This window comes from Moraxella sp. ZY200743 (genome assembly GCF_050885545.1).
In the GTDB taxonomy this organism is placed as follows: domain Bacteria; phylum Pseudomonadota; class Gammaproteobacteria; order Pseudomonadales; family Moraxellaceae; genus Moraxella; species Moraxella haemolytica.
In genome coordinates this window covers 71,014-88,410 of record NZ_CP091313.1, presented here as the reverse complement: position 1 = coordinate 88,410, position 17,397 = coordinate 71,014, and the positions used below count along the sequence as shown (strand labels likewise).

Below are 17,397 nucleotides of genomic sequence, written 5' to 3'. Positions count from 1 at the left end.
ACCAAAGACTTACCACCAAAAACCAAAAAAACAACACAAAAGATAATGCCATCTGACTTGATGACCGCCCAGAGAGCTGTTTTTGCAAACTGTTTTTTGTAAGCCGTTTTTAGTCAGTTGCTTTTTGGTGATTTACTTCTCGGCGAGTTGCTTGTTGGCGAAGTACATGAACGCACGCATATAACTGGTCATGTCGCCGGCATCAAAACTATCGCCCACCATGGTCGCCACATCCACACCACGACTGCCAATCAACGCATCGATGGCATCGGTCAGCTGAATCTCTCCGCCAACGCTTGGGACAGCCCCATCAAGATACTCAAAAATCTTAGGGTCAAACACATATCTACCCACGACCGCCAAGTTTGATGGAGCAACATCGGCGGTTGGTTTTTCTACAAAGCCCATGACAGCAAAGGACTGGTTTTGTTCGTCTTTTTGTAGGGTCTGGGCGTTATTGAGTTTGGCAATGCCGTATTTGTGAATGTCTTCTTTTGCCACAGGTTCAACCAAAATCTGGCTGCGACCTGTACTGGCAAATTGATCAAGCATATAAGCCAGATTGTGCATTGCATAGTCGGTGTGATAAGGATCGATGACCACATCAGGCAGTAGCACCGCAAAAGGACGGTCGCCCACCACCGCACGCCCCGAAAGCACAGCGTGCCCTAGCCCCAAAGGCTTGCCTTGGCGGACGCTGATGATTTGCACACCATCTGGCAACACAGTCAGCCCATCTGCCATGTCATCTTTGCCTTTTGAGCGAAGTTGGGTATCTAGTTCGCTGTTGGTGTCAAAATAATTTTCTATCGCACTCTTTTGGGCGTGATTGACAAGCACGATATTTTTGATGCCAGCACGCACCGCCTCCATGACGACATAGTGAATGGCGGGCTTGTTACCAAGTGGTAACAGCTCTTTTGGGATGGCTTTTGAAAGCGGGAGCATCCGTGTGCCAAAGCCTGCACAAGGAATGATGGCATAAGTTACTGATTTCATCTAAACTACCTATCACATCTACAATGGCTACTATGATTAAATAACAGCAATTCAAAAAAGTCATGACACCTTGAGCATCAGACCAGCCAAATGATCCATCATGACCATTCAACCTCATGACATTCAATCAATGTTTGATTATAACACACATCGCATAATGACAATGCAGGCAAATGACCCATCTCACCAATAATACATCCGCTCATCTTATGCACCCAAAAAATCCAAAAAAAAAATTTTTTATAGCAAGGCTTCAAATGATGCTAAAATATATTTGACACAAAAGCGATGTTTTGTTACCATAAAGCAAAACAATGTTAAAACATATGGCGATGGGTGCCCAAAAGCTACACACTGGGTTCTTATTTACCTTTCATCACAAATCAGATATCAGATAGGAGTTATCTTGTGAATAAAATCTTTAAAGTCAAACGCAACTCGCTTGGTCAATCTGTGGTTTGCTCAGAAATCGCCACTTCTCGTTCTAAAGGTCGAGTGGTTGCCTCAGCATTGGCGTTGACCGTATTGGCAAGTGCAACTGCCAGCCAAGCGTTTGCTCAAGATAGTACTGATGCTTCGTCAGAGCCAGAAAATCCACTCGAAGTAATAAAGGATCATTTCGACAATCATTTCGACAGTTCTCAGAATAAAGAGTATTTAAGACTGCTCTATAAGGTCGCTGTCAACCATGAAGCTGATTTAGAAAAATTTTCAGATTGGACTTATAGAACCGAAGCTGATTTAGACGACTTTTCAGAGTGGGCTCATAGAACCCAATATGACATCTTAAGTATGGCTGAACATGTTGATGCTGCTCTAGCGATCAAAGCAAATAAAGTTGATGTTGATGCTGCTCTAGCGACCAAAGCAGATACTGAAACTGTATTGACGCTACTAGGCAACCAAGAGAAGAATACTCAAGAAACTTTTGCTGATGTATTAAATCAAATCTCAACCAAAGCAAGCCAAGCTGATTTTGATACCTTGAAAGAAGAAGCACGAGTAGCCAAAGCGGTTGCAGATGATGCTGTCTCAGTAAACAACGAGCAACAAGGTAAAATCGCAGAAAACACCGCTGCCATCGCTCAGAACGCCAATGACATCGTTGATACAGTAAAATATGTCAATGCAGTTGCTGAAACTGCAGACACCAACAGCATTGCCATCGCTCAAAACACCGCTGCCATCGCAACCAAAGCAAATCAATCTGCTGTTGATGCTCTACAACAAGCGGATATTTACCTAGCTTCTATCGCAGGTACAAACCAAGGCAATATCGCTAAATTGCAAACAGAAGTTGGCACCATTGGAGCCGATTTGAAGAAAAAGGCGGACCAAGAGCAAGTGAACACACTTGGCAATAAAGTAGATGCATTTGACACCAAAATCAACACGCTACAGTCAGGACATCAAAACCTTAATGGTAAAATCAACAGACTGGACAAAGACCTAAGTGCCGGTATTGCAGGTTCTGTTGCTCTTGCCATGATGCCAGCACCAGCAGCAGGCAGCCAGTACATCACTGGTGGCACAGGCTTCTATAATGGCGAAAGTGCCATCGCACTTGGTTTTACTGGTGCTAGCGAAACTGGTAAGTTCACCTACAAGCTGGGTGGTTCATTGAACTCTTCTGGCTCTGGTACTTTCGGTGCAGGTGCAGGCTACCGCTGGAAATAATGCACGCTGTATTGTCTAACAATACTGGCAATAAAAACCGCTCAAATGATTTTGAGCGGTTTTTTTGTTGTGGACCTTTGTTGTGGATTTGCGTATTTGCGTAGTTGAGATGGACAGCATGACTTCTTACCATCACAACCAACCCAAATCCTAAAAGCCACACACAAGCCCATGTATAAAGCCATATACCAAGCTATAAAGCCACCAAGCCGTGTATCATTCAAGACAAGGTCAGACAAAAGTCAAGCACAAAAAAACACCCATTGTGTGGGTGTTTTTTGGATTTGCTATTTTGGCTCAGATTAGCGTTTTTTACGCTGAATGGCGTGAATCGCTCGACCATCTGCCGACAGTGCCGCTTCATGCACGGCTTCTGATACTGTTGGGTGAGCAAATGTCATCAGCTGCAAATCTTCAACGCTAGACACAAACTCAAGAGCAATCATGCCTTGATGTACGATATCGCCTGCACCCACGCCCACCATGTGCAAGCCCAACAGACGGTCAGTCTTGGCATCTGCCACAACTTTAATCAAGCCTTGACCTTCGCCTTGAGCTAAGGCACGACCGTTAGCAGCTAGGCTAAATGAGCCTGTTTTAACTTCATGACCTTTGTCTTTGGCGGCTTGTTCGCTCAGACCCACCCACGCAATCTCAGGGTGAGTATAAATCACGCTGATGATGGTATCGTAGTTCACTTGGGCTTTTTCGCCATGAATGCGTTCTACCGCCATCATGCCTTCTTCCATCGCCTTGTGAGCAAGCATCGGACCACGCACCAAATCGCCAATGGCATATACGCCATCTAGGTTGGTTTTGCATTGGTCATCTACCGCTACCAAGCCACGCTCGGTCAGCTCGATGCCACAGCCATCAGCCAATAGACCTTCGCTATACGCACGGCGACCCACGCAGACGATAAGCTTATCAAAGGTCTCGGTCTTAACCTCGCCTTTCATATCAGTCGTAACCACCACCTCACCATTCACCACCTCAGCGTTCGTAACTTTGGTGTCCACACGAATGTCAAGACCTTGTTTTTTAAGGAGTTTGGCAGCTTCTTTTGAGATGTCTTTATCAGCCACTGCCAAAAACTCTGGCATGGCTTCATACACAACCACTTCTGAACCCAAGCGACGCCATACCGAGCCAAGCTCCAAGCCAATCACGCCAGCACCAATCACGCCTAGGCGTTTTGGTGCTTCGCTAAACTCTAAAGCACCTGTGCTATCTACGATATACTCGCCATCAGTCTTAGCAACAGGAATCTCAATCGGCACAGAACCTGCCGCCAAAATCACATACTTAGCAGTGATGGTGGTCTCGGTGCCATCATGAGCGGTGAATTTGACTTGTTTTTCGGCAGATTTGCCATCAAGCAAAGTACCCACGCCTTGTAGCCAGTCCACACCATTGCCTTTTAATAGACCTGCCACGCCTGCGGTCAAGCCTTTGACGATACCGTCTTTGCGTGCTAGCATTTTGGCGACATCAATGGCGACATCGCCTGTGGTGATACCATGCTCGTCTAGCTCGTGGCGAGTTGCTTCATAGCGGTGTGAGCTGTCTAGCAGAGCCTTTGATGGGATACAGCCCACATTTAGGCAAGTACCGCCCAAAGCAGGCTCGCCTTTATGAATGCGTTTTTCGATACAGGCGGTGCTAAATCCAAGCTGAGCGGCACGAATGGCAGCTTCATAACCACCAGGACCACCACCGATTACAACCAAATCATATGAAGTTTTCATTATTATTCTCTCTTTTGTAATGAATGATGCCCACCTTGCGATAGGCATCTAAATAACAGATTAGATATCAAGAATTAGGCGTGCAGGATCTTCGATCAACTCTTTGATGGTTACCAAGAATTGTACCGCATCTTTACCATCAATCAAGCGGTGGTCATAAGATAAAGCCAGATACATCATCGGCAGGATAACCACTTGACCATTAACCGCCATCGGACGCTCATTGATGGCGTGCATACCCAAAATAGCAGTTTGTGGTGGGTTGATGATTGGGGTTGATAGTAGTGAGCCAAACACACCGCCGTTGGTGATGGTGAATGTGCCACCTGTCATCTCATCAATAGACAGCTTGCCTTCACGGGCTTTGGTGGCATAATCACGAATACCGCCTTCAATATCAGCCAGACCCATGTTGTCGGTATCACGAAGCACAGGCACAACCAAACCACGGTCAGAAGACACCGCTACGCCCACATCATAATAGCCGTGATACACGATATCATCACCATCAATAGAAGCATTAACCGCAGGGAAACGCTTCAACGCTTCGGTCGCCGCTTTAACAAATAGCGACATGAAGCCCAATTTTACGCCATGACGCTTCTCAAATTGGTCTTTGTACTTAGCACGCAAGTCCATCAAAGGCTTCATGTTCACTTCGTTGAAAGTGGTCAACATCGCTGTTTCTTGGGTTGCTGACAACAGACGCTCAGCGATACGCTTACGCAGACGAGTCATTGGCACACGAGTCTCAGCACGCTCACCCACCGCAGTGGCAATCACGCTACCAGAGGTGGTTTTTAGCGTTGGGTTGATCATGTCAGATTTGGTAACACGACCGCCACGACCCGAACCTTGAACATCGGCAGGATTAACACCTGTTTCTTTGGCGGCTTTACGGACAGCAGGCGATTGGTCTTTAAAATCGCCTTCATTGGTCGCTTTTGGTTGTACAGGGGCTGCCACAGAAGTAGGGTCAATGGTCGTGCCTTTAGCAGCTTCTGACTCGCTTGGCGTCTGTGCTGATGGTGCTGCAGCGGTTGCACCTGCTTCAAACTCGGCAATCACCTCATCAGATAGCACCGTGCTGTCCACACCTTTGATGATGCTAGTAATCACGCCATCATCAGGGGCAACGACTTCTAGCACAACCTTATCAGTTTCAACTTCAGCAAGCAGTTGGTCACGGCTGACCTGCTCGCCTTCGGCGATATGCCATTCAACGATAGTGCCGTCTTGTACCGACTCTGGGAATACTGGGGCTTTAATTTGAGACATGATGAACTCCTAATTATAATCAATAAAATATGGCAAAAGACCAAACCGACTTAGCATCGGTTTGGTGTATCAATCATTGTAACACTTCAGCATCAACACCCAATGCTTCGGCAATCAGGGCTTTTTGCTGTGCATTATGAATCTTTGGTGAGCCTGTCGCAGGGGCAGCAGCCGCAGGGCGAGTTGCCATTTCAATGGATAGGTTGGTATCCAAGTCGTACAGCTCTGGCATGATGAAGTAGCACGCTCCTTGATTTTTCGGCTCTTCTTGCGTCCACACAACAGATGTGGCGTTCGGATATTTGGCAAGTTCAGCCTTCACACGCTCAGCAGGGAACGGATACAACTGCTCCACACGCACAATGGCGATGTGATTAAGACCCAGTTTACGACGCTGGTCAAGTAGCTCATAGTACACCTTACCACCACACAGCACCACACGAGTTACTGCATGATTATCTAGTGCGTCAATCTCTGGTAGCACGGTTTCAAATTTGCCATTCGCTAGCTCTTCTAGAGTGGATGTGGCAAGTGGGTGGCGAAGCAATGATTTTGGCGACATGACAATCAGTGGCTTACGAGCAGGACGCACCACTTGACGACGCAACGCATGGAAAATCTGTGCAGGTGTCGTTGGGGTGATGACTTGCATATTATCCTCAGCACACAACTGCAAATAACGCTCCAAGCGAGCTGAAGAATGCTCTGGACCTTGACCCTCAAAACCGTGTGGCAATAGCATGGTAAGACCTGCCAGACGCTGCCACTTGGTCTCGCCAGAACAGATGAACTGGTCAATCACGACCTGTGCACCGTTAGCAAAGTCGCCAAACTGTGCTTCCCATACCACCAAAGCATTTGGCATGGTGGTGGCATAGCCATATTCAAAGGCAAGCACCGCTTCTTCTGACAATAGTGAGTTATAAGTAGCAAAACGAGCTTGACCTTCACGGATATGCTGTAGCGGAATGTACATACTGCCATCTTTTTGGTTGTACAGTTCGCTATGACGATGAGAGAAAGTACCACGACCCACATCTTCACCTGTGATACGCACCAACAATCCTTCATCAACCAATGACGCATATGCCAAAGTCTCTGCCGCACCCCAGTTGAGTGGCTCTTCGCCTGTCTGCATGGCAAGGCGTTGTTCTAGTACTTTGGCGACTTGGCGTTGTAGCTCAAAGCCCTCTGGCACTTTTGCCATCGCACGACCATAGGACTTTAATTTTTCAATATCAACGCCTGTATCCCAGTCATCTTCTAGCTTATGCCCAATATACGGCGACCAGTCCACGAACAAGCTAGTGTCTGGCTCCTTAGCCAAACCTTGTGCGACATCTTGACCGTTGTCTAGTGCCACACGGTAGTTGTCTTCAATTTGGGTGCTTTCATCTTTGGTGATAATACCCTCTTTCACCAATTTATCTGCGTACTGCGTGCGTGCGGTTGGCAGTTTTTTGATGATTTTGTACATGAGTGGCTGGGTTGCTGATGGCTCATCTGACTCATTGTGTCCGTTACGGCGATAGCAGACGATATCCAACACGATATCACGACCGAACTCGTTGCGATAATCCACCAGTAGCTGAGAAGCGAACACCACTGCCTCTGGGTCATCGCCATTGACATGCAAAATCGGTGCATGAACCATCTTCGCCACATCGGTGCAATACTCGGTTGAACGAGCGTCCTCTGGACGACTGGTGGTAAAGCCCACTTGGTTGTTAATCACGATATGCAAAGTACCGCCTGTCTTGTAGGCACGAGTCTGCGACATCTGGAAAGTCTCTTGGTTGACACCCTGACCTGCAAAGGCAGCATCGCCATGCACCACGATAGGCAGTACGGTCTTGTTATCAATCTCATAGCCGTATTTTTCCGAGCGTCTGGCTTGACGAGCACGCACCGAACCTAGCATGACAGGAGAGACGATTTCTAGATGCGATGGGTTATAAGCCAAAGCAAGGTGTAGCTCACCACCTTTGGTGATGACATTTGAGCTAAAGCCGTTGTGGTATTTCACATCGCCTGAGCCTACGGTTGGCTGAATTTTGCCATCAAATTCATCAAACAATGTTGATGGGTTTTTACCCATGATATTAACCAATAGGTTCAAGCGACCACGGTGAGCCATGCCAATGACCACTTCTTTGGCACCATAAGTACCCACACGCTGAATCATCTCGTGTACCGCAGGGATAAAACTTTCGCCACCTTCTATACCGAAGCGTTTTACGCCTGTGTATTTACGAGCTAGGTATTTTTCTAGACCTTCGGCGGCGGTCAAGCGATCAAAGATTTCAAGTTTTTTGTCTTTATCAAAGCGGATATGACCTTGATTAGATTCAATATAGTCCTCAAACCACTTTTTCTCGGTAGCAGTAAAGACATGCATATATTCATAGCCGATACTACCGCAATAGATGCGTTCGCAAATCTCGATGATCTCACGCAAAGTGGCTTCATTTTTGCCAATGCTCATCAAGTTGGTTGGGAATACCGTATCCAGATCAGCCTCAGATAAGCCGTGATATGCCAAAGTCAGCTCTTCAATGGCAGGACGGTTTTGTAGATTTAATGGATCAAGATTGGCCTTGCGATGACCACGGCGACGATACGCAGAGATGAGCTGTTGTACCGCCATCTGTTTAGGGTCGCATCTATCTGCACCTTGTGCAACAGGACGGGCATTGGTTTGGTTGCGAGCCAGTAGCAGGTACTGCTCTTTGATGGCATTATGCGGTGCATCTGTATCGGTGCGATAATTGGCGAAATAGGCTTGCCATTCTTCGCTAACATTATTTTTATCTGCCAAATAATCTTCGTACAACGCCTCAATATACGCTGCACCATCTGCTGCTAATTCGGTGTTTTGATATGCCACCGTGTCTTTACTGTTTGTCATAATGTTCGCCATTTTCTTGGTGAATTTTTAGGATAAAATCTCATCAATAAGTGAACCAATCGTCTAAATATTGACCTAAATATCTACCTATGCGTCCATGCTTTCAAATGAGACGCATATTAACCGTATAGTGTACGCCATTTAATGCAAGATAACAAGTTGGAATGTTTTTAAAAATGTGCATGGTCGTAAATTTTCGTAAAAATCAGCAAAACAACCATCATCATTATTCATTTTGTGATGATAATCAGCACTTATTTATAAAATTTCCTACTTTAAGCCATTTTGTGTGTCATTGGTTAAACTCATGACAACCACCCTGTTGGCTGTTCATCATCAGCTATTGCAAAGCAAAAGGTCTTATCTTTAGATAAGACCTTTGATACCGCCCAACGAGCAGTTAGCCTGCTACATCAAGCAACATATTACGGATATGACCGATGGCTTTGGTTGGGTTTAGACCTTTTGGACATACCGACACACAGTTCATGATACCACGGCAACGGAACAAGCTAAATGGGTCATCAAGACGAGCCAAACGAGCTTGGGTATCGCTATCACGGCTATCAATGATGAAACGGTAGCCGTTCAATAGTGCTGATGGTCCAAGGAACTTATCAGGGTTCCACCAGAACGATGGGCAAGAAGTAGAACAGCATGCACACAAAATACATTCGTATAGACCATTTAGCTTCTCACGGTCTTCGGGCGACTGCAAACGCTCTTTTGGTGGTGCAGGTTGGCTGTTGATTAGGTATGGGTGTACTTTTTCGTACTGGGCATAGAATTGGTTCATGTCCACAACCAAATCTTTAATCACAGGCAAGCCAGGTAATGGACGCACCACAATCTTATTTGGCAAGGTGTTCATGTTAATCAAACACGCCAAACCATTTTTGCCATTAATATTCATGCCATCAGAACCACAGATACCCTCACGGCAGCTGCGGCGGAAAGTAAGTGTTTCGTCCATCTTTTTAAGACGCAACAACACATCTAGCAACATACGATCAGATTCTAGTAGCTCAATCTCATAAGTTTGCATATAAGGGGCATTGTCTTTATCTGGATCGTAGCGATAAATCTCTACAATGCGAGTGCCTCGACTCATGGTACTTCTCCACAAAATTTTTTTTGATGATGGCTGAAATAATGACACAATGCTATGTTTTATGGGTCATTATTCCAACACATCTAAGAATATGAAACGAAATTAGAAAGTACGAACTCGTGGTTCACAATAGTCCACAGTCAGTGGCTTTTTACGAACAGGCTTATAAATCACACGGTTGCCTTCTGAATACCAAAGCGTATGCTTCATCCACTCATGGTCGTTACGACCTAGTGGTGCATACTCATCATCAGCAGGACGCTCGTAATCTAGCACAGAATGGGCACCACGGCACTCATGACGCAGGGCAGCTGACAGCATGGTCGCCTTAGCAACTTCATACAGGTTCGCCACTTCTAGTGCTTCGATGCGTGCGGTGTTAAAGACAGCTGATTTGTCTTTTAGATAGATTTGCTCAACTTTTGGTGCAAGTGCCAAAATCTTCTCAACACCCTCGTCCATCAACGCTTGGGTACGGAATACGCCTGCGTGAGACTGCATGATACTGCGGATTTCATCAGCAACTTCTTGGGCATTATAGCCCTCAGTAGAGTTTTGTAGCTTATCAAGGCGAGCTTGAGTGAAGTCTAGCACTCGTGGGTCTAACGGCTTGTAGCCATGGTCAGATTTTGCAAACTCATCTAGGATATGTTGACCTGCTGCACGACCAAACACCACAAGGTCAAGCAAAGAGTTCGTACCCAATCGGTTCGCACCATGTACTGACACACACGCACATTCACCGATGGCATACAGACCTTTGATGATGCGACCTTCAGTATATAGACCTTGTTCATCTACCTGACCGTCTAGTACAGGTACGGTTACTTGACCGTGAATGTTGGTTGGAATACCACCCATCATATAGTGAATGGTTGGTACAACTGGTACTGGCTCTTTGGTGATGTCCACATTAGCGAAGTTATGGCTAATCTCAAACACCGATGGCAAACGCTTCATGATTTCGGCATGACCCAGATGCGTCATGTCCATCACGATATAGTCGCCATTAGGACCACAGCCACGACCTTCTTTGATTTCTTGGTCCATAGAACGAGAAACGAAATCACGAGGTGCTAGGTCTTTTAGGGTCGGTGCATAACGCTCCATGAATGCCTCGCCGTGCTTGTTACGAAGGATAGCACCCTCGCCACGACAGCCTTCGGTCAATAGCACGCCAGCTCCTGCCACACCTGTTGGGTGGAATTGCCAAAATTCCATGTCTTGTAGTGGAATGCCTGCACGCACCGCCATACCCAAACCATCGCCTGTGTTGATATAGGCGTTCGTAGAGGCTTTAAAGATACGACCTGCACCACCAGTAGCCAGAACAGTTGTTTGGGCTTGGAATACAGAGATATTGCCTGTTTCTTGGTCTAAAGCCACCACACCGTTGATGTTGCCTTCGCCATCTTTGATGAGGTCAAGAGCAATCCACTCAACGAAAAATTGAGTGCCTTTTTCAAGGTTTTTTTGATATAAGGTGTGCAGTAGAGCGTGTCCTGTACGGTCAGCAGCGGCACAGGCACGAGGTACAGCTTTTTCGCCATAGTTGGCAGAATGCCCACCAAATGGACGCTGATAGATCGTGCCGTCTGCATTACGGTCAAACGGCATACCCATATGCTCTAGCTCATAGACGACTTTTGGAGCCTCACGGCACATATATTCAATAGCGTCTTGGTCGCCTAGCCAGTCAGAACCTTTGACGGTGTCATAGAAGTGGAAATGCCAGTTGTCATTGCTCATGTTACCCAATGATGCACCGATACCGCCTTGTGCTGCTACGGTATGGCTACGAGTTGGGAAAACTTTGGTCAGTACCGCCACTTTCATGCCGCCTTCAACCAGCTGCAATGATGCACGCATACCAGAACCACCACCACCAACGATGACTGCGTCAAAGTTGAGCGTTGGAATGTTATTAATTGTATTATCTTGTGCTGATGCCATGTTAATTCCTAAAATGTTATCAATGTATCAGTTGATGACTGGCAGATTACCAAAAAATCATCACACCCCAAAACAGGTAAACCAAAACAGCCACGATGACAGCTGCTTGTAGCACCAAACGCAGACCTGATGACTTAACATAGTCAGTAAATACCGTCCACATACCTACCCATGCGTGGAATACAAGCGATAAAATCGTCACCAAGCTAAATAGCTTCATTGGTAGGCTTGTCATAAAGCCGTGCCAAGCGGTGTAATCAACTTGATTGAATAGGAAAAATCCCACAACTACCACAGCATAAACTGCCAGCACAACCGCACTGATGCGTTGCAAGATCCAATCACGAGAGCCTGAACCAGTTAGACCTGTCGCACTTTTAATACCTGAATTATTTCTAGACATTAGAACATCACCCATACAAACGAAGCTACAATCAAGATTGCCGCAATCACAAAGCTGATGATGGCAGCGGTCTTCCCAGACTTAAATTCTTCATTCATGCCAAGGTCTGCAAGCAAGTGCTTAACACCCATCACAAAATGATAAGCGGTCGCCGCCACAAAAACCCATGCCACAAAACGAACCAAGACATTATCAAACACTGAGGCGAAACCCTCAGGAGATGACAATGAGACTTGCAAGAGATACAGCATCACAGGAACAAGTAAAAATAGCACAATGCCAGAAACACGGTGCAAGATAGAAGCCATGGCGATTGGTGATTTTGAGTTCACCGCAATCACTTGACTAAGAGGTAAATTTATCGGTCGGTTGCTTTTCACAGCGGGCATCCTCATCTAATTTACGCCGCAAAGGGCAAGGAGAGCTGGCTGACGGGGTGCATCATTTTAGATACAAATTCTTATTTCTTGGTTCAGTAAAATTAGTTAACGCAATTAGTCCAACAAAATCAATCACTCTTATTTTTGTTATAAACCAGACAAGCCAAACAAATTTTAACCAAACTAAATAAAAAACGATGCAGCTAAAAATTGAAACGCCACACAGCGAACACCATAAAAAATACACTTTTATAAGATGAGCTTATCCAAGAGTTGGCAATCTGATTGGCGATTAAGCCCGATACCAAAAAAGTCTTGCAATGCAAGTGGTTATCATTTATAAAAGTAGGTTGGTAAATATCGGAATTATAAAACGCTTGATAAAATTTTACAAATAAATTTAGATCTTTTTATCAAAAATGTAGCAATTTTTTGTAACTAATAAAAAACAATCGCAATATCACAGCCAAATCTGCTTAAGATTGTTGCTATCTGAGCTTTTGCCATGAAATTTAGGTGGTCTTAGTAGAGATGTCTATTTTGATCACAAATTGTGTGGCGGGTCGTATCATTCGCCCATGCAATTCGTCCATACAATATTGTTACAAATAATGTCCAAAGGATAAAAACGCTTGTCAAAGCGATGAATTACCCCTAAAATCATGGAGATAAACTGTAGATGTCATTAGCTTTGATTTAACTAGCATGGTTATTTTGTTATTCTTAAAGTTTATCCAGTTTTAATCATCATCAAATACCCATCAAGCACCAAATATCACAACGAAATTGTGCTTCATGCACAAGCCAAACAAGCAAAATTTTCTGATGGGGGCTTGTAAGTTGTGCAAAGTTTTTGTATCATCACACCAGTTTGGTGTGTATTTTGAGAAGATATGCACAAAAAAGCTCAACAAGGATGTCGCATCTTGCGATTAAACGAATTAACGAAGATGCGATTCAACTCGTCATCTCTCATCTAGTATGATGCAGAATGGACGCTAACAACCAAAGAGGTTTATTATGTCAAAGCAAGTAAAATTAATTGTAGATGGCACAGAATATGAGATGCCAGTATTGGAGACAACATTAGGTCGCCCTGTCTTAGACATCAGTGCGGTCAATAAAGCAGGTTTTTGGACTTATGACCCAGGCTTCATGGCGACTGCCCCAGTTGAATCTAAGCTGACCTACATTGATGGCGATAAAGGTGAGTTGCTACACCGTGGCTATGCCATTGATGAACTAGCAGACAACGCTGATTATCTAGAAGTATGCTACGCCCTACTATACGGCGACCTACCAAACGCCGAGCAAAAAGACGAGTTTTATGCACGCGTCTCTAGCAAGATGGCGGTACATGACCAACTGCGTAAGTTTTTTGAAGGTTTCCGCCGTGATGCTCACCCAATGGCGATTATGATTGGCGTGGTTGGTGCATTGTCTGCATTCTATCACAATCACCTAGATATCTCTGATGTCAAGCATCGTGATGAGACTGCGGTAGATTTGATTGCAAAAGTACCAACCTTAGCAGCAATGAGCTACAAATATTCTATTGGCGAGCCATTTTTGTATCCAAGAAAAGACTTCAGCTATGCCGAAAACTTCCTATACATGATGTTCGCCACTCCAGGTGATGTGAATTATCGTCCAAATCCTGTATTGGTTGACGCAATGGACAAAATTTTCACCTTGCATGCCGACCACGAACAAAACGCATCAACTTCTACTGTGCGTCTGGCAGGCTCAACAGGTGCCAACCCTTATGCGTGTATCGCTTCTGGTATCGCAGCCTTGTGGGGACCATCACACGGCGGTGCAAACGAAGCCGTTCTTACCATGCTAGATGAGATTGGTAGCATCGAGAATGTCGCTCCATTCATGGAAAAAGTTAAAACCAAAGAAGCCAAGCTAATGGGCTTTGGTCACCGTGTTTATAAGAACTTTGACCCTCGTGCCAAAGTCATGAAAGAAACTTGTGATGCGGTATTGGGTGCACTTGGTGTTAATGATCCAAAACTACAGTTAGCGATGGAACTAGAAAAAATCGCTCTATCTGACCCATACTTCATCGAGCGTAAGCTATATCCGAATGTGGACTTCTATTCTGGTATCATTCTAAAAGCGATTGGTATCCCAACCTCAATGTTCACTGTAATCTTTGCTCTGGCTCGTACCGCAGGTTGGATTGCACACTGGACAGAGATGCACTCAGAAGCCTTCAAAATCGGTCGTCCACGCCAGCGTTATACTGGTGAGACCCACCGTTCTTTTGTTAAGATTGAAGACCGCAAATAATTTTGCGTACAAAAAATCCCCCACTTGGGGGATTTTTTTGGTCAATCATAAAGTTTTGGATTAACATTGGTGGGATAAAAAAATAAACCACCCTAAGATGGTTTATTTTAAAACATTTAGTTTATAATCCTGCTTGTTTTAGTAATGCCCCAAAACTACCCATTTTATCGGCTCTCTCTTGAGTTTTAGCAGATTTATCTGACTTGGTGGATTTGCGACCAGATTTTGGCTTATCTGCACGCTCTTTATTGGGTTTATCCTTGTTTTTGTTCTCTTTGTCGCTCTTATCATCATTGGCTTGTTCGCTCTTTGATTTCATGCTAAAGCCGATACGCCCACGAGCTTCATCTACCGAAATCACACGCACACTCACGATGTCTTGAGGCTTGACGACAGAAGCAGGGTTTTCTACGAACTCATCGGATAACTCTGAGATATGCACCAACCCATCTTGATGCACACCCACATCCACAAAGCAACCAAAAGCGGTAACATTGGTTACCACACCCTCTAATATCATACCAACAGATAAATCTTTGATGGAATTGACATCATCACGAAACTTGGCAGTCTTAAACTCGCCTCGTGGGTCGTGTGCAGGTTTGGCAAGCTCATTTAACACAGTGGCAAGCTGACTAAAATTATCACTGCTGTCGTTTAGCGACTTGGCAAGCGTCTCATTACCCAGTACTTCTGAGAGTGATTTGTCCGCCTTACGCAAAATTTCATACACCAGTCCATAGCTCTCAGGATGCACACCTGTGGCATCTAACGGCTCATTACCATCTTTAATGCGTAAGAAACCTGCCGCTTGTTCAAAGGTTTTTGCCCCTAAGCGTGGCACGGCTTTTAGTTCATCACGGTTTTTAAATGCACCATTAGCACGGCGATAATCAACAATCTGCTGAGCGACATTTTTGTTTAAGCCTGCAATGTGTGCCAAGATGGCAGGGCTTGCCGTATTGACATCTACACCCACTGCGTTCACACAGTCCTCAGTAACTTTATCAAGACTGGACTCAAGCTCGGCTTGGTTGACATCGTGCTGATACTGCCCCACACCGATGGCTTTTGGTTCTACCTTGACCAGCTCGGACAAGGGGTCTTGTAGACGGCGGGCAATCGATACTGCCCCACGCACCGACACATCTAGATTTGGCAATTCAGCAGACGCCAGTTCGCTCGCTGAATACACCGACGCCCCTGCCTCTGAGATGACCAATGCAGTGGCGTTTAGTTGCTGTTGTCCAATCACTTCTTTAATCAGCATTTCACTTTCACGACTGGCAGTGCCGTTACCGATGGCAACCAATGCCACGCCATGCTCTTTGATGAGTTTGGCAATCTTATCTTTTGCTTCATCAACTTTATTATAAGGTTCGAACGGATACACCGTTTCGGTTGCTAGCACATCGCCTGTGGCATCGATGACTGCCATTTTTACTCCATGACGAATGCCTGGATCCACACCCAAGATGACCTTGCGACCAGCAGGAGCGGTCATGAGCAGATGCTTTAGATTCTCAGCAAAGACATCAATGGCATCTGTCTCAGCCGCCACACGGCGTTCTGTCAGCAAACGATGCTCAATCTGAGCTCGCCACTTGGCATGCCACAACTTCTCTGCCGTCTGTGCCAAAAAGACACCATTATCCGCTGTCTCATTGATATTAAAGTGTTTTTTGATTTGCTCAACAAACGGCTCATCTTCGCCATCAACATGCAACACCAGTACATTTTTTTGGCGACCACGCAACATAGCAAGCAAACGATGATTAGACAGCTTAGCAAATGGCTCACTATGCTCAAAGTAGTCTTTGAACTTCTCGCCTACCTCTCGTTTATCTTCATCAATAAGCTCTGAGCGAATGCTGGCAGTCTTATTAAAACCTAAACGCACCGCATCGAGCAAATCTAAATCCTGCGCCCAAGCATCTAGGATAATCGCCTGCACACCTGCCAACTGCTTGTCCAAATCCTTAAAATCTGCCTCAAAAGTCTCACCTGTCTCATCAGTCAAAGTATCAGGACAGCTAAAACCAGTCAGGGCTTCTACAGGATTTTTGCCTGCTAGGATATCGTGTGCAACCGTCTCAAGTCCAGCCAATCTGGCACGAGATGCCACCGAACGACGACGGGGGCGATACGGCTGATAAATCTCTTCAAGCTCAAGTTTCGTGCTTGCCGTCTCAATGCGTGCGGTCAGCTCATCGCTTAGGGCGTTCTGTGCGGTCAACAGAGCAATGATTTTTAGGCGTCGCTCCGCCAAATCTCGCTCGGTCGCCAAGCCTTTTTCTAGCAAACGCAGTACCGCATCATCTAAACCACCTGTCTGCTCTTTACGATAACGAGCAATGAAAGGTACGCTTGCACCATCATCGAACAACTGGGCAAATGCCGCCACTTGAGTCGCCTTGATACCATGTTCTTTGGCGAGCTGGTCATAGATGGCTTGATGATTGATAGAAGTTAAAACCGAGTCTGTCATAAGCAAATTCTTTAAAATAAACCTAAAAATACCCCTATTTTATCACAGTATCATTGCCATAGCACTCCAAAAAGCACAAAATCCAACTTCGTTTACCGTCTCATCATATCTGGCGAAACTTGTGATTGTTTGCCAAGATTGCTTTGTTTATGGC

At 45.4% G+C, this 17,397-nt stretch carries 11 protein-coding genes; 2 read left to right on the top strand and 9 right to left on the bottom strand.

Annotated elements, in window-relative coordinates:
- Positions 1 to 132: 132 nt before the first annotated feature.
- Positions 133 to 999: a UTP--glucose-1-phosphate uridylyltransferase gene (locus L3D27_RS00335; RefSeq protein ID WP_432481244.1), complete on the bottom strand. Its 867-nt coding sequence runs from the start codon at positions 997 to 999 to the stop codon at positions 133 to 135.
- A 408-nt stretch (positions 1,000 to 1,407) separates the two neighbouring features.
- On the opposite strand from L3D27_RS00335, the gene L3D27_RS00330 reads away from it, so the two are divergent.
- The gene (locus L3D27_RS00330; RefSeq protein ID WP_432481243.1) at positions 1,408 to 2,676 is read left to right on the top strand and encodes a YadA-like family protein; all 1,269 of its coding nucleotides are present in this window, start codon (positions 1,408 to 1,410) and stop codon (positions 2,674 to 2,676) included.
- A 302-nt stretch (positions 2,677 to 2,978) separates the two neighbouring features.
- Here L3D27_RS00330 and lpdA read toward each other — a convergent pair whose 3' ends face one another.
- From lpdA to sdhC, 7 genes are all read right to left on the bottom strand, one after another.
- Positions 2,979 to 4,424: a dihydrolipoyl dehydrogenase gene (gene lpdA / locus L3D27_RS00325; protein ID WP_432481242.1), complete on the bottom strand. Its 1,446-nt coding sequence runs from the start codon at positions 4,422 to 4,424 to the stop codon at positions 2,979 to 2,981.
- A 60-nt stretch (positions 4,425 to 4,484) separates the two neighbouring features.
- A complete protein-coding gene (gene odhB / locus L3D27_RS00320; protein WP_284673734.1) occupies positions 4,485 to 5,702 on the bottom strand; it encodes a 2-oxoglutarate dehydrogenase complex dihydrolipoyllysine-residue succinyltransferase in 1,218 nt (405 codons plus the stop codon).
- 73 nt (positions 5,703 to 5,775) lie between these two features.
- A complete protein-coding gene (locus L3D27_RS00315; protein WP_432481241.1) occupies positions 5,776 to 8,610 on the bottom strand; it encodes a 2-oxoglutarate dehydrogenase E1 component in 2,835 nt (944 codons plus the stop codon).
- Between the two features lie 400 nt (positions 8,611 to 9,010).
- On the bottom strand, positions 9,011 to 9,721 hold the full coding sequence (locus L3D27_RS00310) for a succinate dehydrogenase iron-sulfur subunit (protein ID WP_284673732.1): 711 nt from the start codon (positions 9,719 to 9,721) through the stop codon (positions 9,011 to 9,013).
- 102 nt (positions 9,722 to 9,823) lie between these two features.
- A complete protein-coding gene (sdhA, locus tag L3D27_RS00305) occupies positions 9,824 to 11,674 on the bottom strand; it encodes a succinate dehydrogenase flavoprotein subunit (RefSeq protein WP_284673731.1) in 1,851 nt (616 codons plus the stop codon).
- Between the two features lie 46 nt (positions 11,675 to 11,720).
- Positions 11,721 to 12,077: a succinate dehydrogenase, hydrophobic membrane anchor protein gene (gene sdhD / locus L3D27_RS00300; RefSeq protein ID WP_284673730.1), complete on the bottom strand. Its 357-nt coding sequence runs from the start codon at positions 12,075 to 12,077 to the stop codon at positions 11,721 to 11,723.
- Positions 12,077 to 12,466, bottom strand: a complete 390-nt coding sequence (gene sdhC, locus L3D27_RS00295; protein ID WP_284673729.1) for a succinate dehydrogenase, cytochrome b556 subunit — start codon at positions 12,464 to 12,466, stop codon at positions 12,077 to 12,079. Before sdhC ends, sdhD begins: the two co-directional genes overlap by 1 nt.
- Before the next feature lie 1,011 nt (positions 12,467 to 13,477).
- Here sdhC and gltA point away from each other — a divergent pair.
- The gene (gene gltA, locus L3D27_RS00290) at positions 13,478 to 14,755 is read left to right on the top strand and encodes a citrate synthase (protein WP_284673728.1); all 1,278 of its coding nucleotides are present in this window, start codon (positions 13,478 to 13,480) and stop codon (positions 14,753 to 14,755) included.
- A gap of 121 nt (positions 14,756 to 14,876) precedes the next feature.
- Here the strand turns inward: gltA and L3D27_RS00285 are convergent, their stop codons facing one another.
- Complete coding sequence (locus L3D27_RS00285; protein ID WP_432481240.1) at positions 14,877 to 17,243, bottom strand: helix-hairpin-helix domain-containing protein; 2,367 nt, start codon at positions 17,241 to 17,243, stop codon at positions 14,877 to 14,879.
- Between the last annotated feature and the right edge of the window lie 154 nt (positions 17,244 to 17,397).